The sequence below is a fragment of the Mycobacterium sp. URHB0021 genome (assembly GCF_054057895.1).
Genome location: NZ_JBSRZT010000002.1, coordinates 7,141,303 through 7,159,329 on the forward strand (window position 1 = coordinate 7,141,303; position 18,027 = coordinate 7,159,329).

Here is an 18,027-nt window from a genome sequence, read left to right on the forward strand (position 1 = left end):
GCCATTGCCGCCGAACGTGACTCGACGCCTAGGCGGCCGCCCGCCACCGGCGGTGCTCCCCGACCCCTGGGCGAACACCGATGCCAGGCACCGCCGTCGCGGGCGACGAAGAGCCGCCGATATGTGCGGCCGGGAACGGGCAATCGGCGGCGTCGCGGTGACGGCGATAACCACCACGGAGGTGGGATGGTCCCTGTTGAGTTGCTGGCGCTTGACTTTGCTCGCTGCTCGATCAGTCGACCACCGAGGGCGTTGCGGTAGGCGCCTACTCTCGGCTTCGCAAGCGACGCCGACGCCGACGAATAGCACCTTTATCCCGTCTTAATCGCCGCGAAAGCCCTGCGACACAACGTCCTTCGTCCGGATGACACGGCGAGGCGATTTTCCCGATGCACGTGACCAGCGGCGCGAAGGATGCGAAGATGCATGTCTGGATATTGACGGTCGAGCAGTTAACCGAAACTGTAGGTGAGGCGCAATGGGACGGGCAGAGACACATCTGGCGGCGTTCGCCGTCGGCGTTGTGTTCCTGCTCGCCGGCGGCAACTGTGCAATCGCCGCGGCCGACACCCCTGATTCGACGGGTGGCGAGAAGAGCAGCACCGCCGCCTCCGACAGCGGACCCGGCGCCGGTGGCAATCCGTCCCCGAACCCGACAGGCCACAACGACACCGACGGTGGCGGTGGGGCCGCCGACAACACCAAAACCTTCGGCGCCGAGGCCGACAAAACCGGCGAAGACCAAGGCGGTGGCACGCCCGATCCCGTCGCCGACGAGCCTGGCGATGGCGAAATCAAGAAGCCCGTCGACCACGAGCCTCCGAAGACCGACTCCTCCGAGGGCAAGACGATCAGCCGGATACCGCTGCGTCCGCAGGCGCCGCCGGCCCTCGACCTCGTGCCGCCGCCTGCGGCGCCACCGCCCGTCATCGAGGCACCACCGCCAATCGTGGAGTCGCCACCGCCGCCCGCCGACCTGCCCCCCGCCGTTCGCCCAGCCCCCGCCGCACCGGTCGACCCCGGCGTGGTGGACGCGGTTGCCGGCGAAGCCGAACACCATCCCGGTAGTAACGAATCGCCCGTGCTGAACCTGCCGTTCATCGCCACCCCCGGTGTGTATGCGCCGCCTCACCTCCTCGGGGCGTCGGTCGTGCCGCGCTGGGCAGGGATCGGCGTTGCCGCGGGTCCCACACCGCGGTGGGGCAATGGGCGCGGCAGTGCGACGTCACCCGGGCGGGTTCGTGCCTCGACGGACGGCACGCTGCTGCGTGAACCGTCATCGACGTACTCCGGCCTGTCCACCCGCACGGGAGACCCCTACCGGACCGCGCTCAACGAGTCCGTGCGCAGGCCGGTGTCCGAGATGGCGGCGGGGGCACTGCCCGGCGTGGCCGGCATCGTGCTCATGACCGCCAGTGGGATCTGCCTGGGATATCGGCAGGCCAGGACGGGTCAGCTGCTGCGCGCCGATGGCGCAGACCGCTTCATGAACTAGCGGCCACCCGAGCCCGCATCAGACGGTGAGGTCCAGTGCGGCCCGCACGATGCTGTCGGCGTCGATCCCGTGCCATCGGTAGACCTCCTGGAGCGAACCGGACTGGCCGAAGCCGGTGACGCCCAGTGAGCTGACCGCCACCCGGTTGATGCTGCCCAGGAAGGCCAGGGTGTGCGGATGGCCGTCGACCACCGTGACGAGTGGAGCCGCCCGTTCGGCCGGGAAGACCTGATCCAGGATCCAGGTCGGTGCCTCGTCATGGCCCTGCCTCGCCCGCACCGCGCGGTACAGCAGGTCGGGACTGCTGATGCAAACGACGTCGGCGGCGATGCCGACTTGTTCGAGGCGATCGGCGGCCGCGAGCGCCTCGGGCACCATGGCGCCCATCGCGGCGATCGTCACCACGGGGTCGCCCTTGCCACGCAGCCGGTAGGCACCGGCCACCACCTGACGACGACGGCGCTCGCGGGCGGCGGGATCGGTGGGCAGGGCGGCCAACGACTGATCCACCGGCCGGGTCGACAACCGTAGATATGCGGACGTACCGTCCGGTTTCCCCAGGCGGCCAAGGGATTCCAGCAGCACCCAGGCGGTGTCGATGGCGAACGCCGGCTCGTATGTGACGCATCCAGGCTGTTCCAGCCCGATCGACGGGGTCTTGATCGACTGGTGCGCACCGCCTTCCGGGGCCAGCGACACTCCCGAGGGAGTACCGATCAGGATGGACTGACCGCCCGCATAGATGCCGTAGGACCACGGCTCGAGCGCCCGCTCGACGAAGGGGTCGTACATCACCCCGATGGGCAGCAGCGGCTGCCCCCACCGACTCCAGGTGGCCCCCAGTTCCCCGAGGAGGCTGACCAGGTTCACTTCGGCGATGCCGAGCTCGATGTGCTGGCCGCTCGGTTTCTCCCGCCAGTGCAGGATGGTGTCCGAGTCGTCGGCGAACCAGTCGGTGCGTTCGCGCGCCGACCAGACACCCACCTTGTTCACCCAGCCGCCGAGGTTGGTCGACGAGCTGACATCGGGGCTCACCGTCACCACCCGGCGCGCCACCTCAGGTGCTTCGCGGTTCAGGTCGAGCAGCGTACGGCCCAGGGCCGCCTGCGTGGTGGTCGTTCCGCTGAACGCGCGGACCACGTCGTTCGGCACCGCCGGAGGATCGGCGAGCTGCACCTCTGGCCTGCGGAGGCGTTGCGCCGTCGCTGTGCAAAGTGCCTGAGCCGCACCCCCTTCGGGGAGCGGGTGCCACGGGTCATCCAGGTCGCAGTCCAGGCGGCCGCCCAGCTCGCGCATCTGCGCCTCGGTGAGCAACGCCGAATGGTTCTGCGGGTGTCCCTTGGTCGCCAGACCATAGCCCTTGATGGTGTAAGCGAAGATCACCGACGGCCTGGTGTCCTCGATCGCCGCGAAGGCGGCGTCGAGCGCCGGTAGATCGTGACCGCCGAGGTTGGCGATCGCATCCACGAGCGCCGCGTCGGCCACCTCGGCGATGAGCCCGGCGATGGCCTCCGCGTCGGGTCCCTGCCCGGGCAGCCGTTGCCGCAACTCCGCCGCGTCACAGCGCAGCAGCCGCTGATACTCCGGATTGGTCATCTCGTCGACCCGTGCCCGCAGCGCCGTCCCGCCGGGCCTGCCGAACATCTCCTCCAGGAGGTGGCCGTACTTCACCGTGATCACCTGCCACCCGGCCGCGGCGAACATGCCCTGCAGCTTGTCGATGGCGACGTTGGGCACCACTCGGTCCAATGACTGGCGGTTGAGGTCGACGACCCAGACCACCTCGCCGAGTTCGGCCACCGCCGGGTCCAGCACCGCTTCCCACACCGCGCCCTCGTCCAGCTCCGCGTCTCCGACGAGCGAATATTGCCTGCCGCCGACATCGCCGCCGGTCATGCTGCCGACGTAGCGCCGCGACACCGCCCCCCAGATCGGGGCCGTCGCGCCGATGCCGACCGAACCCGTCGAATAATCCACCGTGTCGGGATCTTTCGCGCGGCTCGGATAGCTCTGGAGCCCGCCGAACTCCCGCAGCCGGGCCAGGTACGACTCATCCAGGCCACCGGTCAGGTAATTGATGGCGTGCAGCACGGGTGAGGCGTGCGGCTTGACCGAGACCCGGTCCTCGGCGCGCAGATGCCGAAACCACAACGTGGTCATGATCGACACCATCGACGCCGATGACGCTTGGTGGCCACCGACTTTCACACCTGACGTATTCGGGCGGACCCGGTTCGCATGGTCGATGATCGCCGTTGACAGCCACAGGATCCGGTTCTCGATGTCGCGCAGGACCTCGTAGTCCTCCACCGCACCATGGGCGGAGAGCGTCGGGGTACTCACAGTTGGCAACCTCCATGTTTCGCGAATTGACTTCCATAGAAGCCCCGCAATGGACTGTTGCGCAAGTAACCGCAATTATATTGAGCAGATCGCGCAATCTGCGGTCCCACCATCGACTCGAAACGGAGCACTATGCCCAGCCTCGACTCCGTGGACGCGAAGCTGCTCCTCGAGCTGTGCGAGCACCCGCGGGCCACCACCGTCGCCCTCGCCCAGCAACTCGGCATCGCCCGCAACACGGCGCAGGCCCGGCTGTCCCGCTTGGAGGCCGACGGGGTACTCGGTGCGTTCGAGCGCAGGATCACACCCGCGGCGCTGGGCTATCCCCTGACGGCGTTCATCACCGCCCAGGTGACGCAGCGCCGGTTGAGTGAGGTGACCGATGCGTTGCGAGCGGTCCCGGAAGTGCTTCAGGTGCAGGGCATCTCGGGTCCGAACGACCTGCTCGTCCAGGTCGTGGCCACCGACGCCGACGACCTGTACCGGATCGCGGGGCAGATACTGGCCATCCCCGACATCCAGCGGACCAGTACCGCGCTGGTGATGCGCGACCTTGTCGATTACCGCCTCACTCCGCTGTTGCGCCGGGGCGCCGAGTCCTGAGGCCCGACGCGGTCAGCGTGTCGCGCCGTTGATGACCGACCGGTCGATCATGCCCTTGTCGACGCCCCACATGGTGGCGATGGTCTTGTACTCGCCGGTCTGCATCACGTGTTCCAGCGCACGCTGCAGCGGTTGCGCCAGTCCAGAGCCCTTCGCCACCGGCCACCCGTACGGCGCGGTGTCGAATATCTCGCCCGCCGTTTCCAGTGTGCCGCCGGAGAGCTTGACCGCGAAGCCGGTGACGGGTGAGTCCGCCGCCATCGCCTGGACGTCCCCGGCGATCAGCGCTGCGGTCAGATCGTCCTGACGGGTGAAGACGACTTTGTCGATCGGCGACACCCCCGCCGCCACACACTGATCGCTCTTGGCCGGAACCTCTACGGTCTCTTGCACGGTTGCGTACTTCACGCCGACCCGGAGGCCGCACGCCGCCTCGGGATCCACCGGGGCCCCGGTTCGTTGCGCCCACAGCGTGCCCGCCTGGAAGTACGTCACGAAGTCCACGTCCGCCTCACGCGCCTTGGTGTCGGTGAACGAGGACATCCCTATGTTGAAGCTCCCACCCGACACCGACGGCATCACGCTCTCGAACGCGGTCTCTCGGTAATCCGGCTTCAGTCCCAGCGTCTTCGCGACCGCGTTCATCAGATCCACATCGAACCCGACGATCTCACCCGAGGAGTTCTTGAATTCGTTCGGCGCATACGGCACGTTGACACCGATCACCAATCGGCCCGTCTTGCGGATGTCGTCGGGCACCATCGCCGCGATCTCGGGGACCGCGCCCGTCGGCGTCTCCACCGGTCCTGTCGGCGACGACGACTCGGCCAGGCTCGCCGGCCGCGGGTCGCCCCGATGGGGGCTGCCCCACAATTGCCACGCACCTACCGTGGCCGCCGCGCCCAGCACCACCAACGCGGCCGCGACCGCGAGCACCTGCCGGGAGACGCCACGGCTCGGCATCGTCCGCGCCTTGCCCGCCGAATGACGCCCGGAGCCCGTGACGCGCACGGGTGTATTCAGCGCATGACGGGCCGCGACGGCCAGGTCTCCCGCCGACTGGTACCGCTGCGCCGGCTTCTTGGCCATGCCCTTGGCGATCACCGCGTCGAAGGCAGCCAGCTTTGGGTTGGTCGCGGACGGACGCGGCGGCTTCTGCGTCATATGCCCGGCGATCTGCTGCTCGAGGCTGTCCGCGGGATACGGCCGCACGCCGGTCAGGCATTCATAGAGCACGCACGTCAGCGCGTAGATGTCGGCGCGTGCGTCGACATGGCCGCCCTCGAACCGCTCAGGCGCCATGTAGGCCATGGTGCCCAGCGTGCTGCCCGCCGTGGTCAGCCCCTGGTCCCCGGCCGTGCGGGCCAGCCCGAAGTCGATCAGATACACGAACTGCCGCGTGGTGATCAGAATGTTCGACGGCTTGATGTCGCGGTGGATCAGGCCCGCATCGTGCGCGGCATCCAACGCCGCGGCCACCTGCTCCACGATCGTCACCGCTAACGCCGGGTCCAGCGGCGTTTCGTCGTCGTTGAGGATCGTCCCGAGATTGCGGCCCTCGATCAGCCGCATGTCGAGATAGAGCCGGCCGTCGATCTCGCCGTAGCGGTGGATCGGCACCACGTGGGGCTCGTTGAGACCGGCCGCGGCCTGCGATTCGCGGCGGAACCGCTGCTGGAACACGGTGTCGTCAGCGAGAGTGGCCGGCAACACCTTGAGCGCGACGATCCGGTCGGTTTTGGTGTCGTAGGCCCGATAGACCTCGCCCATACCGCCCCGGCCGATCAGCTCCTGCAGCTGATACTGCCCGAATGGTGTCGCATCCACCGCCCACTCCTTGGACGCGGCCCGACCCCGCGTCTTCGTGTCGATTGAAGGTACACCACGTTTGCCAGGATCACCTGCGCGTGGGCCGGCTTCCCTACGCCGCCGCCACCGTCACCTGCGTCGAGGTGGGAGTCGATATCAGCGCGGCATTCGCGGTCGGCAGCGACAGGTTGATGCTCGACACGTTCAGTATGCCCAGCGACAAGATGTTCTCGTACGGCACCGCCGAGGAGACCAGCTGGAGTGTCACCGTCTCGCCCGGCGCCAAGGTGTGCGCCACCATCTCCATCGGAAGGTCGACGGTGTGCTGCTGCCCGTCCAGCGTCACCGGCACCGGCGTGACGAGGTTGCCCAGCACCAACCCCGTGGTGTCGTCGACGAGTTGTGCGTACACGTGGCGGGCGGTGCCAGTTCCCGAGTAGGTCAGCGAAAGCTGCGGCGCGCCAACGATGTACTGCGTCGTGGTCGCCTTCGCGGTGGTCAGGTTGAGCGCATTGAACGCCTTCGAGGCCGACGGCAGGCCGAGCAGCGTGCCGATCGGTCCGGTAGCCAGAATGAACGGCTCCGGCCCCGAGCCGCCGATGAGCGGCAGCAGGGGCAGCACGCCTGCGCCGCCGCTCGTGGTGAGTGGCGTGCCCTGCGGCACCGGATAGGTCTTCGTCGAGAAGTTCTGCCCGCGCTGGTCCACCCATTCGAACTGCGGCCCGGTGTTGACGGTCGGGTCGCCCTTGACGTACCGGTTGAGCCAGTCGAGGGTGGCCCGCTTGACCACCTCGCCGTTGTCGAAGCTGGACACGCATGACCCGTGGCCGCCACAGAACCACACCACCTTCGTCGAAACACCTTGGGAGATAAGCTCTTTCGCGTTCAGATCGGCCTCGGCCAGCGTGAACAGTGTGTCCACCGTGCCCTGGATCAGCAGCGTCGGGGCCTTGATCTCGGCCACCAGCTCGTCCGGGCCGCGGTCGTCGAGCAATTGTTGGTCGGCCGGCGACACCATACCCGTCAGGACGCCCCAGATCGCGGCGGGATAAAGCGCGGGATTCGGGCGCGCGCCCGTGAGCACCAGCGCCGTCGTGAGCAAGGTCCCCCAGCCGGTCTTGAACGCCCCGGCCTTGTACAGCGAGGTGTTCAAGCTGTGCCAGGCGATCGTCGGCACGATCGCGTCGACGCGTGGGTCGTTCGCCGCGGTCACCAGTTGGATGCCGCCGCCATACGACCCGCCGACCATGCCGATCCTCGGATCACCCTCCGTGTCCAGCTTCACCTCGGGCTGCGTCGCCAGCCAGCTGATGATCGCCGAGACGTCGCGGCCCTCGAAATCCGGCGAGTCGATTTCCAACTGGCCGCCGGAATTCCACTCGCCGCGTGGATCCCAGGTGACGACGTTGTAGCCGGCGTGGCGCAGCGGTGCGATACCGATGATGTCGTTGCCCAGAAACGCATCTTGTGCGCCGTCGAGATTGGTCGGCCCGGGCTGGCCCAAGCCCGCGCCGTAAAGGATCGTCGGCGCCTGCTTGTTCGCCGGGAGTCCGTACGCCGGCATGATGTGGACGTAGATCTGGGTGCCGTCGAAGGACACCACCTTGACGTCCCTCGGCACCGGTGTGCCCGGCGGCAGGCCGAACGGAATCGGGAAGCCGATCAGCGGATGCAGAATGTCGCTGATCAACGGTATTTGGTGAATGAACGCGACGATGGGGGTCACGAACATCGGCCCGATGACCGGTATCTGCTGCAGGAACGCCAGCGGTGGGATCTGCGGGATTGCGATGACGCCCGGTTGGGGGCCGGCCGGCGTGTCGACATCGGTGTCGACGCGGGAGTTTCCGGGGTCGATGGCGAGGCTGTTCGTCGCCGGGGTGACCACCGGATCGGCGACGGCCGCCTTGCCGAACGACTCCCGCCGTGCGGCCGCCATCAACACCAATGCCGCCGGTGAGTCCGCCGGCTTCGGCGGGGTATCGCCGACGGCCGGGTCCGCCTTCGGCGTCGATGGGTTCCCTATCGAAACCGCCACGCTGGTCTTCGCGGGAGGATCGCCGGGCGCACTGGCCGCCGTTGCGACCGGGGCTTCGTCGTTTTTGGCTTCGCCGTTTTTGGCTTCGCCGTTTTTGGCTTCGTCGACCTTCTTCTTCGGCTCGGTCACGCGTTCCGGCCGGGCGGTCACCGCCACCTTCGACCCGGTCTCGTGGGTGGAGCTGCTCGACACCGGCGAATCCTTCGGCTTCTTCTTCCTTCGCGGTGCCGGGTCGGCGGTGTGGGTCTCCGTCTCGCCGGAACCCCCGGCCGTCGCCTCCGTCTCCTTGTGGTCCGATGGCGACGAGTTCGTCGACGATGACGACGCAGCCCCGGAGCCGGTCGCGGGCTCCGCCGAGGCCACACCCTGACCGATGAAAACTGCGGCGCCGATTCCGAGTGCCGCAGCCAGTCCGCCGATCCGCCCCAGGTAAACCCCCGCGCCCATGCCTATGTGCATACCGTGGCGGTCTCCGGCGCGTACGCCGCTTGGTGGAATCGCCGGCGATCACCTCGGCTTACTCGTCCGAGCCGATTTCCACGGGGCAGGTCGTGAGTGAAACGATCCCTGCATGGCGGCTGACGACCTCGCGGGCGTCGTGCAGCGCCAACTCGACCGATGGGACCTTCGCCCCGACGGGGAACCCCGCGACGGCCCGCATTCGCTCGCGTTGCCGGTCCGCACCGCCGACGCCGCGCAGGCGGTCCTGAAGATCGGCCGCCCCGGCGCCGGGTCCGAACACGAGCACCTCGTGCTGCGGCGGTGGGGCGGGAACGGCGCCGTCCGGCTGCTCCGTGCCGATCCCCACCACCGTGCCCTGCTCCTGGAACGTCTGCAGACCGACAGCCTCACCACGCTGCCTGACGTCGACGCATGTGAAGTGGTCGCGGGGCTGTACCGACGTCTCCACGTGCCCGCGATGCCCCAGTTGGCGACGCTCGCTTCGCATCTCGAGCGGTGGTCGGGCGACTTCGAGACGCTTCCCCGCAGCGCGCCGATCCCCCACCGGCTGGTCGAGCAGGCGCTCGCGTTGTCCCGTGGGCTCGCCGCAGAGCCACCCAACACCGTTCTGCACGGCAACCTGCACGACGGCAACGTACTCGCCGCCGAACGCGAACCCTGGCTGGCGATCGCCCCCACGCCGATCAACGGCGACCCGGCCTTCGAGATCGCCCCGATGCTTCTGCGCCGGTGGGACGAACTCTCCGGCAACATCCGCGGCGGGGTGCAACGCCGCTTCTACACGCTGGTCGACGCCTCAGGCTTCGACGAGGACCGGACCCGCGCCTGGGTCATCGTCCGAGTGGTCGGCGAGGCGCTCCGCGTGCTGGATGACGTCTCAGCGCTGACGAGATACGTCGCGCTCGCCAAGGCCGTTCAAGACTGACGCGACCGGCCGGTGGGCCCTGACGCGAATGCGCGCTCCTCGGTGCGGGATCAGGATCACGTGCTTGACCTTCTGCCGCTCACCGGAGGTCGTCGTCGTCGCCAACTCGACGCGACGCAGGACCTCGCGCAGCACCACCCGCATCTCGACCATCGCGAACGTGGCACCGAGGCAGCGCCGGTTCCCGCCGCCGAACGGAAACCAGGTGGTCGGGCTCAGCGTCGCCCCTAGCATCCGGTCCGGATCGAACCGGTCCGCATTCGGGTACACCTCCGAATTGCCGTGCACGAGACCGATTCCGGGCACGACCATCACCCCGGCGGGCAGCCGGTGGCCGGCCAACTCGATGGGTTCCTTCAGCACCCGGCCGACGTCGAACACCACCGGCCGGATCCGCAGCACCTCCTTGGCCACCGCGTCGAGGTATTCGTCACCGGCGGGATCACCCGCGGCACTGCTGTCGGCCGCCTGCACCGCCTTGGCCAGCGCGCCGGGGTGGCGCGTCAACCGCTCCAGCGCCCAGGACAGTGCCGTCGCCGTGGTGTCGTGCCCGGCGACCAGCAGCGTCACGAGTTGATCGCGAAGATCACCGTCGCTCAGCGTGCGCCCGTCCTCGTCGGTGGCGCGCACCAGCATGGCCAGCGTGTCGGTGCGGTCCTCGAGATGCGGGTCCGCCCGCCGTTCGGCGATCTCGTCGTAGAGCAACCGGTCGGCCGTGTCGATGCGTCGACGGACTGCCCGCCACGGCCGCCTGCGCTGCAGGTCCGGATTGATCAGCGCCAGCGAGGGCCACGTCGTCACGTTGAGCATCGGTGGGATCACGGCGCGCAGCGCGGCCAGGCGCGCCGGGTCGCTGGCGCCGATCACCGTCCGCAGGATCACCTCGAGCGTGATCTCGGACATCTTGGGCGCCACCGCGAACTCACTCCCGACTCGCCACTCCGCGACATTCGCTGCGGCAACCTCGACCATGGCGTCAACCTGCCGGGCCACCGCCTCGCGGTGAAACGGCGGCAGCATCAGCCTGCGGCGGTCGCGGTGCACGTCATCGTCGATCACCAGGACCGACGACTCGCCGAGCAACCCACGCAACATCGAGTTTGCTTCGCCGGCATGAAAGACGCTCGGATCGCCGGCGAACACCTTCTTGATCTCGTCCGGATCGGACACGTACACCATCGGGCCCGCCGGCGGGACATGCAGCGTGAAGACGTTGCCGTAGCGCCGCGCGCACGCCGATACGAACTGTGGCCACCGCTTCATCATCAGCGCAGATTGCAGCCAGCCGGGGAGCCGCGGTCCCGGCGGCAACGTTGCCGTCGTTATTTGACTCATGCCTAACAGGCTACAAGCGCAGGCCACCGATGGGAACGGCGCGGAGTCGGCGAATTCGAGATTGCGACACGGGTGGTCCACCAGAATCCGACACCCCGCATCGGCTGGGCGGCAAACAAATTCGCGCTCCAGCGGGGACCGGCGCGTCACGGATCGTCCCGACCTTGTACCGTCTGACGTATTCTCGGGTCAGTGTTGAAGCAGCCGACACGCCGAACCCCCCACCAATCTTGAGTGTCGAACAGGGACGGACAGTGGCAGAAACATCAAGCGAAGCGCGGACGAAGGCGCAGTCCAAGTGGTTGTCCGATTCCGCGTCGAAGATCGCCGGGTCGGACAAGAAGGAAGTTCAGTTCCACTACGACATCTCGAACGACTTCTTCAAGCTGTGGCAGGACCCGACCCAGACCTACAGCTGCGCGTACTTCGAGCGTGACGACATGACGCTCGAACAAGCCCAGCTGGCCAAGATCGACCTGTCGCTCGGCAAGCTCGGCCTGCAACCCGGGATGACCCTGCTCGACATCGGCTGCGGCTGGGGCTCCACGATCATGCGTGCCGTCGACAAGTACGACGTCAACGTCATCGGCCTGACGCTGTCGGAGAACCAGAAGGAACATATCGAGAATCACTGGTTCGCGAACTCGAAAAGCAAGCGCCACATGGAAGTACGGCTACAACCGTGGGAGGAGTTCGACGAGCCCGTGGACCGGGTGGTGTCGATCGGCGCCTTCGAGCATTTCGGCTTCGGCAAGTACCCCGACTACTTCAAGCGGACATTCAACCTGATGCCTGACGACGGCGTGATGATGCTTCACACCATCATCATTCCGAGCGATGAAGAAATCAAAGCCAAGAAACTGCCGCTGACCATGTCGAACGTGCGTTTCATCAAGTTCATCATGGACGAGATCTACCCCGGCGGCCGTCTGCCGCTGGCGGCACAGGTCACCGAACAGGCCGTCAAGGCCGGCTACACCGTCACCCGTGAACAACATTTGCAGCCGCACTACGTGAAGACGCTGGACACCTGGGCCGCCAATCTCAAGGCAAAGAAGGATGAAGCCATCGCCATCACGTCGGAGGAGGTCTACGAGCGGTTCCGCAAATACCTGACCGGGTGCGCCGACCTGTTCCGCGACGGGTACACCGATGTTTGCCAGTTCACTTGCGAGAAGGCACCTTCCGCGTAGGTGTAGTAATTTACGTTCGGCAGACTAAACGATAGGCAAGCGACGATCGAAAAGGTCTTTCGGGGATGACTGAGGGCACGATGCATAGGAAAGATTCGTCTCCGGACATGGAGCCGCATTTCGAAGAAGTGCAGGCACACTACGACCTTTCCGACGATTTCTTCGGCCTTTTTCAGGACCCGTCCCGGACATACAGCTGTGCTTACTACGAGCGGGACGACATGACGCTCGAAGAGGCGCAGATGGCGAAGATCGACCTCGCGCTCGGAAAGCTGGACCTGAAGCCCGGCATGACCCTGCTCGACATCGGCTGCGGCTGGGGCTCGGTGATGAAGCGTGCGGTGGAAAAGCACGATGTCAACGTCGTCGGGCTGACGCTGAGCAGGAACCAGTCCAAGTTCGCTCAGGAACTTCTCGACGGTCTGGACACCGACCGGTCCCGCCGGGTGTTGTTGCGCGGCTGGGAGCAGTTCGGCGAGCCCGTCGACCGCATCATCAGCCTCGAGGCGATCGAGGCGTTTCCACAGGAGCGGTACGCGCCATTCTTCAAGGCGTGCGGCAGCATGCTGCCCAGCGGCGGACGCATGGTGTTGCAGGCCATCCTCGGGCACCCGCTGAAGAAGTGGCCGGAGATGGGCATCCCGATCACGATGACCGACCTGCGGTTCATGCGGTTCATCGCCAAGGAGATCTTCCCGGGCGGGTCGGTGCCCGGTGAGGAAGACATCGTGCGGCTGTCGGCCGAAGCCGGCTTCTCGCTGGAGCAGAAGCAGCTGCTCGACGAGCACTACGTGCGGACGCTCGACACGTGGGCAACAGCGCTGGAGGCCCATCACGACGAGGCGGTCGCCACCACCTCTGAAGAGGTCTACCAGCGCTATATGAAATACCTGACCGGGTGCTCCGATTTCTTCAAGCGTCGCGTCAGCGAGCTGGGACAGTTCACGCTCGCGAAGAAATAGCGGCGTCAGACCGCGCCGAACACGAGCGCGACATTGTGCCCGCCCAGGCCGAAGGAATTGCTGACCGCATATCGGTAATCGCCGCGGCGGGGACCGCCGGCCACCACGTCGAGATCGATCTCGGGATCCTGGTCCTTCAGGTTCAGCGTCGGCGGCACGATGCCGTCGCGCAGCGCCTGCACGGTCAGCACCGCCTCCACCGCGCCCGCCGCGCCCAGCGAATGGCCCAGCGCCGCTTTGGGCGCGTACACCGCCGGCGTGTGGTCACCCAACGCGTGGCGGATCGCGTGCGCCTCCGCCAGGTCTCCGAAGGTGGTGCCGGTGGCATGGGCGTTCACGTGGTCGATGTCGGTCGGTTGCAGGCCGGCCAGCTCGACCGCGCGGGCGATGGCATCACCGGCTTGTTCACCGCTGGGCTCCGGCTTGACCACGTCGTAGCTGTCCGAGTTCAAGGCCACTCCCATGAGCCGCGCCACGATCGGGGCACCGCGCGCCTTGGCATGCTCCTCGGTCTCGATCAGCATCAGCGCGCCGCCCTCGCCCAACACCATGCCGTCGCGATCTTTGGCGAAGGGCCGGCAGGCGCCGGCAGGGTCGTCGTTGTTGGTCGACATGATGCCGAGCCCCGAGAACGCGGCAATCGGCACCGCCTCGATCCAGGTCTCGACGCCGCCGCAGATCGCGATGTCGGCCTCGCCGAGCACGATATGCCGCCAGGCGTGTGCGATGGCGGCGGCGCCCGAGGCATCGGCCGCCAGCGGTGAGATGATCCCCGCCTTGGCGTGCCGGGCCAGCCCGATGGCGGCCGCGGCGGCGTTGGGCATGTACATCTGCACGGCGAGCGGCGACATCGCGCGCAGACCGCGCTCCTGCCAGGCGTCGTACTGGGTGGCGATCTCCTCGGTGGTCCCCAGCGCAAGCCCCATCGACACCAGCAGGCGTGTGGTGTCGACGTCCGGCGATCCGGCGCCCTCCCACAGCCGGCGCCCCAGCACCGTGGCCATCTTGCTCATGAACGACAGCCGGCGCATCTCGACCCGGCCCAGGTGCTCGTCGAGGTTCTCCACGAGCTGGCCGCCGATGTGCACCGGCGAGGCGAATTCGCGAACGAAAGGCTTATCCAATAAGCGAATTCCGCTGTGGCCTTCCAGTAACAACTGCCAGGTGTCTTCCGCGTCCGACGCCAGAGGCGTGGTCGATGTGATCGCGGTGACGACGACGTTCGGGAATCCGTCGCCCGTTCTCAACGGTGCCATGACTGCCGAATACCTCGCTCGCTAGCCGACCATGGTGAGTTGCCTTGCTTTGCACCAGAGTAAAGCCTTTCGGCGCTGACACCTATGGCTTGCTGGGCCGTCTTCTGATTACATTGAGCCGAATCACGACAGGCCCCGCAGTGGCGGCGTTTTGGAATGACAGCACGCGCGAACCTCCCGATCCGCACTCTGACGGCAATGACCGCAATCGGTTGCCTGCTAATTGGGTGCACTCCATCATTAACGCCCGCACCATCGTCAACGCAATTGTCGACACCATCACCCAGGCAATCGTCAACGCAATCACCAGTGCAGACCCGGATGCCCGCCCCGACGTCTCCGCCTGCGTCCGCTCATCGCGTCACTGCGGCCGAACTCGGGGCGAGCTGGCGGCCGGGTTGCCCGGTGCCCCCGGAAGCGCTGCGGCGCGTCGACATCGACTACGACGGTTTCGACGGCCGGACGCACCGCGGTGAGCTGATCGTGCATCAGGATGTGGTCGCCGACGTCGTCACGATCTTCGCCCAACTGCGCCGGCTACGCTTCCCCATCGCCGCGATGCGCACCGTCGACGAGTACCCGGCCGCCGACGACGAATTGTCGATGGAGGACAACAACACCTCGGCATTCAATTGCCGGCGCATTCCCGGCACCGACCGATGGGCTCAGCACGCCTACGGTCGGGCCGTCGACGTCAATCCACTTCTCAATCCGTTGGTCGACCGCCGAGGCGCGTTCCAGCCCAGGAACGCCACGCCCTACCTCGACCGCGCCAGGACGGATCCAGGACTGCTACACGCGGGCGACCCCGCCGTGCGGGCGTTCACCGATCGGGGTTGGCATTGGGGCGGATACTGGCGGACGCCGATCGACTATCAACACTTCGAGCACCCCTGACCGGTCGGGACGAAGCCGCACGTAGTGTGCCGCCTATTTATCCATTTCCAGCATTATTCGTCGGCGAATCGGACTTGGACAAGCATTGATACGGCTTCTACCGTGGCTGTGAGACCACTGATCATCGAGTCGCACAGGGAACCATGACAGCAACGATGCCCGATACCCATCTGACAGGTCAGATGCTGATCGCCGGGGCCCCCGTCCGGGGATCCGACCAGCCGATCCACGCCTTCAACCCGAGCACCGGACAGGACCTCGAACCCGCGTACAACTACGGCGACGAGTCCAACGTCGACGCCGCGTGCGCCGCCGCAGCCACGGCCTTCGCCGCCTATCGCGCCACGTCCGGCGAACAGCGTGCCCAGTTCCTCGAGGCGATCGCCGCCAACATCGAAGCCATCAGCGAAGACCTGATCGCGCGCGCGGTCGCAGAATCCGGCCTGCCGCAGGCCCGCATCACCGGCGAGGTCGGTCGGACCACCGGCCAGCTGCGGCTGTTCGCCGGCGTACTGCGCGAGGGCAGCTGGAACGGAGCCCGCATCGACCCCGCCGTGCCGGACCGAACCCCATTGCCGCGCCCCGATATCCGTCAGCGGTCCATTCCGTTGGGCCCGGTCGCCGTCTTCGGCGCCAGCAACTTTCCACTCGCCTTCTCCGTCGCCGGCGGCGACACCGCGTCCGCACTGGCGGCGGGATGTCCCGTCGTCGTCAAGGGTCACGATGCGCACCCCGGCACATCCGAACTGGTCGGACGGGCCATCACCGATGCCGTCGCGGACGCCGGACTGCCGGCGGGCACCTTCTCGCTGTTGTTCGGATCCGGCCCGGGGCTCGGCACCGCCCTTGTGACGGATCCACGGATCAAGGCGGTGGGCTTCACCGGCTCACGCTTCGCCGGTACGGCGCTGGTCGCCGCGGCGGCCGGTCGCCCCGAACCCATCCCCGTCTACGCGGAGATGAGCTCCATCAACCCGGTGTTCCTGCTCGGCGGCGCCCTGGCCAGCCGCGGAGCCGACCTGGGCCGTGCCTTCGTGGCATCGCTGACCATGGGTTCCGGGCAGTTCTGCACCAATCCCGGCCTGGTCATCGCGGTCGACGGCCCCGGCCTCGACGCCTTCCTCACCGCGGCCCGCGACACGCTTGCGCAGTCTCCGGCGACGCCGATGCTCACCCCGGGGATCGCCGCCAACTACGCCGACGGCGTGTCCACGCTCAGCGGGGAGGCGGACCTGATCGTCCGCGGCGAAGCGAGCGACAACCAGACGTCCTGTCGGGCGGCATTGTTCGCCACCGACGCCACCAGCCTGCTGAACTCGGAGACGCTGCAGGCCGAGGTGTTCGGATCGGCCAGCCTGATCGTGCGCTGCGCAGACGCGGCCGAGATGCGGACCGTCGCCGAGAACATCGAAGGCCAGCTGACCGCCACCGTGCATGCCGACGAGTCCGACTACGGCGACGCCGGGCAGCTGCTACCGCTGCTCGAGCTCAAGGCCGGCCGGATACTGTTCGACGGCTGGCCCACCGGTGTCGAGGTCGGCCATGCCATGGTGCACGGCGGCCCCTACCCCGCGACCTCGGACTCACGCAGCACCTCGGTCGGCTCACGTGCGATCGAACGATTCCTGCGCCCCGTCTGCTATCAGGACGTCCCGAAATCCTTGCTGCCCAGCGTGCTTGCCGATGACAACCCCGACCACCTGTGGCGGCGCGTCGACGGCCGGCTCGTCCAAGACTGACCAAAACCACTCACCAAGGAGCCCCCAGAGATGCACCCCACGTTTGACGGCGTTTTGTTCTTCCCCGTCACGCCGTTCACCGAATCGGGTGACGTCGACCACGACGCCCTGGCCCGCCATATCGCCAACGGCGTCGACGCCGGGCCCGGTGGCGTCTTCATCGCCTGCGGCACAGGCGAATTCCACGCCCTCGAAGCCGGCGAGTTCGGCGCCGTGGTCCGCACCGCGGTCGAAACAGTCGCAGGGCGCGTGCCGGTCTACGCAGGTGCCGGTGGCTCGATCGCCCAGGCCAAGGTCTTCGCCGCGGCAGCCAAGGACGCCGGCGCCGACGGCCTGTTGCTGCTGCCCCCGTACCTCGTCGAGATTCCCCAGGCCGGGCTGATCGCCTACACCCGCGAGGTCGCCGCCGTCACCGACCTGTCCGTGATCGTCTACAACCGCAACAACGCCCGTTACACCGAGCAGTCCGCGGTCGAGGTGGCCAAGATCCCCAGCGTGATCGGGTTCAAGGACGGCACCGGGGATCTCGACAAGGTGGCGCGCATCGTCCGCGCGGTCAAGGACTCATTGAAGGACACCGGCAAGCATTTCCTGTTCTTCAACGGGATGCCGACCGCCGAGACCACTCAGCAGGCCTACCGCGCCATCGGTGTGCCGCTGTACTCGTCGGCCACCTTCGCCTTCGCCCCCGACCTCGCCCTCGCGTTCTACGATGCGCTCGAGACCGGCAACAACGGCCTGGCCGACGCCCTGCTGCGGGCGTTCTTCCACCCGCTGGTCAGGCTGCGCGACACCGTGCCGGGCTACGCCGTCTCACTGGTCAAGGCCGGGGTCACCATGGAGGGCACTCCTGCCGGGCCGGTCCGGGCACCGCTGGTGATGCCCACAGCGGCTGACCTCACCGAGCTTGCGGCCATGATCACCGCCGGCCGCGCTGTTCTGGCCGACGCGCTCACCAAGGCCGGATAGC

General features: G+C 67.3%; 13 protein-coding genes. 8 read left to right on the top strand and 5 right to left on the bottom strand.

Annotated features, from left to right (window positions below; translation table 11 throughout):
• Window positions 1-478: 478 nt before the first annotated feature.
• Entirely contained in the window at window positions 479-1,495 is a 1,017-nt protein-coding gene (locus ACVWWN_RS37105; RefSeq protein ID WP_457148311.1) for a hypothetical protein, read from the top strand.
• A gap of 18 nt (window positions 1,496-1,513) precedes the next feature.
• On the opposite strand, the gene ACVWWN_RS37110 is transcribed toward ACVWWN_RS37105, so the two are convergent.
• A complete protein-coding gene (locus ACVWWN_RS37110) occupies window positions 1,514-3,838 on the bottom strand; it encodes a transketolase-like TK C-terminal-containing protein (protein WP_457148312.1) in 2,325 nt (774 codons plus the stop codon).
• Window positions 3,839-3,970: 132 nt separating this feature from the next.
• Between ACVWWN_RS37110 and ACVWWN_RS37115 the strand changes: the two genes are divergently transcribed.
• Entirely contained in the window at window positions 3,971-4,441 is a 471-nt protein-coding gene (locus ACVWWN_RS37115; protein WP_457148313.1) for an Lrp/AsnC family transcriptional regulator, read from the top strand.
• A gap of 12 nt (window positions 4,442-4,453) precedes the next feature.
• On the opposite strand, the gene stpK7 is transcribed toward ACVWWN_RS37115, so the two are convergent.
• Window positions 4,454-6,268 carry a serine/threonine protein kinase StpK7 gene (stpK7, locus tag ACVWWN_RS37120; RefSeq protein ID WP_457148314.1) on the bottom strand — a complete coding sequence of 605 codons (1,815 nt, stop codon included), beginning with the start codon at window positions 6,266-6,268 and terminating at the stop codon, window positions 4,454-4,456.
• Window positions 6,269-6,362: 94 nt separating this feature from the next.
• On the bottom strand, window positions 6,363-8,735 hold the full coding sequence (locus ACVWWN_RS37125; RefSeq protein WP_457148315.1) for a CocE/NonD family hydrolase: 2,373 nt from the start codon (window positions 8,733-8,735) through the stop codon (window positions 6,363-6,365).
• A 124-nt stretch (window positions 8,736-8,859) separates the two neighbouring features.
• Between ACVWWN_RS37125 and ACVWWN_RS37130 the strand changes: the two genes are divergently transcribed.
• Window positions 8,860-9,675: an aminoglycoside phosphotransferase family protein gene (locus ACVWWN_RS37130; protein WP_457148316.1), complete on the top strand. Its 816-nt coding sequence runs from the start codon at window positions 8,860-8,862 to the stop codon at window positions 9,673-9,675.
• Here ACVWWN_RS37130 and ACVWWN_RS37135 read toward each other — a convergent pair.
• A complete protein-coding gene (locus ACVWWN_RS37135) occupies window positions 9,628-11,010 on the bottom strand; it encodes a cytochrome P450 (RefSeq protein WP_457148317.1) in 1,383 nt (460 codons plus the stop codon). The genes ACVWWN_RS37130 and ACVWWN_RS37135 overlap by 48 nt on opposite strands.
• Before the next feature lie 254 nt (window positions 11,011-11,264).
• On the opposite strand from ACVWWN_RS37135, the gene ACVWWN_RS37140 reads away from it, so the two are divergent.
• Both ACVWWN_RS37140 and ACVWWN_RS37145 read left to right on the top strand, forming a co-directional pair.
• The gene (locus ACVWWN_RS37140) at window positions 11,265-12,203 is read left to right on the top strand and encodes a cyclopropane mycolic acid synthase family methyltransferase (RefSeq protein WP_457149424.1); all 939 of its coding nucleotides are present in this window, start codon (window positions 11,265-11,267) and stop codon (window positions 12,201-12,203) included.
• 65 nt (window positions 12,204-12,268) lie between these two features.
• Complete coding sequence (locus tag ACVWWN_RS37145) at window positions 12,269-13,165, top strand: cyclopropane mycolic acid synthase family methyltransferase (protein ID WP_457148318.1); 897 nt, start codon at window positions 12,269-12,271, stop codon at window positions 13,163-13,165.
• A 5-nt stretch (window positions 13,166-13,170) separates the two neighbouring features.
• Here the strand turns inward: ACVWWN_RS37145 and ACVWWN_RS37150 are convergent, their stop codons facing one another.
• Complete coding sequence (locus tag ACVWWN_RS37150) at window positions 13,171-14,370, bottom strand: KasA/KasB family beta-ketoacyl-ACP synthase (protein ID WP_457149425.1); 1,200 nt, start codon at window positions 14,368-14,370, stop codon at window positions 13,171-13,173.
• A gap of 207 nt (window positions 14,371-14,577) precedes the next feature.
• On the opposite strand from ACVWWN_RS37150, the gene ACVWWN_RS37155 reads away from it, so the two are divergent.
• The 3 genes from ACVWWN_RS37155 (at window position 14,578) to ACVWWN_RS37165 (ending at window position 18,026) form a co-directional block, all read left to right on the top strand.
• Complete coding sequence (locus ACVWWN_RS37155) at window positions 14,578-15,318, top strand: M15 family metallopeptidase (RefSeq protein WP_457148319.1); 741 nt, start codon at window positions 14,578-14,580, stop codon at window positions 15,316-15,318.
• 143 nt (window positions 15,319-15,461) lie between these two features.
• Window positions 15,462-17,057 (top strand): aldehyde dehydrogenase (NADP(+)), encoded by a 1,596-nt coding sequence (locus ACVWWN_RS37160; protein WP_457148320.1) that lies wholly within the window; start codon window positions 15,462-15,464, stop codon window positions 17,055-17,057.
• A gap of 30 nt (window positions 17,058-17,087) precedes the next feature.
• Window positions 17,088-18,026 (top strand): 5-dehydro-4-deoxyglucarate dehydratase, encoded by a 939-nt coding sequence (locus ACVWWN_RS37165; RefSeq protein WP_457148321.1) that lies wholly within the window; start codon window positions 17,088-17,090, stop codon window positions 18,024-18,026.
• The last annotated feature ends 1 nt before the right edge of the window (window position 18,027 follow it).

What these genes read in the sequence shown, in the direction of transcription:
- ACVWWN_RS37125 (WP_457148315.1), bottom strand. Translation starts at nt 8,735, where the DNA reads ATGGGCGCGGGGGTTTACCTGGGGCGGATCGGCGGACTGGCTGCGGCA.
- ACVWWN_RS37155 (WP_457148319.1), top strand. Translation starts at nt 14,578, where the DNA reads ATGACAGCACGCGCGAACCTCCCGATCCGCACTCTGACGGCAATGACC.
- ACVWWN_RS37105 (WP_457148311.1), top strand. Translation starts at nt 479, where the DNA reads ATGGGACGGGCAGAGACACATCTGGCGGCGTTCGCCGTCGGCGTTGTG.
- ACVWWN_RS37115 (WP_457148313.1), top strand. Translation starts at nt 3,971, where the DNA reads ATGCCCAGCCTCGACTCCGTGGACGCGAAGCTGCTCCTCGAGCTGTGC.
- ACVWWN_RS37160 (WP_457148320.1), top strand. Translation starts at nt 15,462, where the DNA reads ATGACAGCAACGATGCCCGATACCCATCTGACAGGTCAGATGCTGATC.
- ACVWWN_RS37165 (WP_457148321.1), top strand. Translation starts at nt 17,088, where the DNA reads ATGCACCCCACGTTTGACGGCGTTTTGTTCTTCCCCGTCACGCCGTTC.
- ACVWWN_RS37130 (WP_457148316.1), top strand. Translation starts at nt 8,860, where the DNA reads ATGGCGGCTGACGACCTCGCGGGCGTCGTGCAGCGCCAACTCGACCGA.
- ACVWWN_RS37145 (WP_457148318.1), top strand. Translation starts at nt 12,269, where the DNA reads ATGACTGAGGGCACGATGCATAGGAAAGATTCGTCTCCGGACATGGAG.
- ACVWWN_RS37135 (WP_457148317.1), bottom strand. Translation starts at nt 11,010, where the DNA reads ATGAGTCAAATAACGACGGCAACGTTGCCGCCGGGACCGCGGCTCCCC.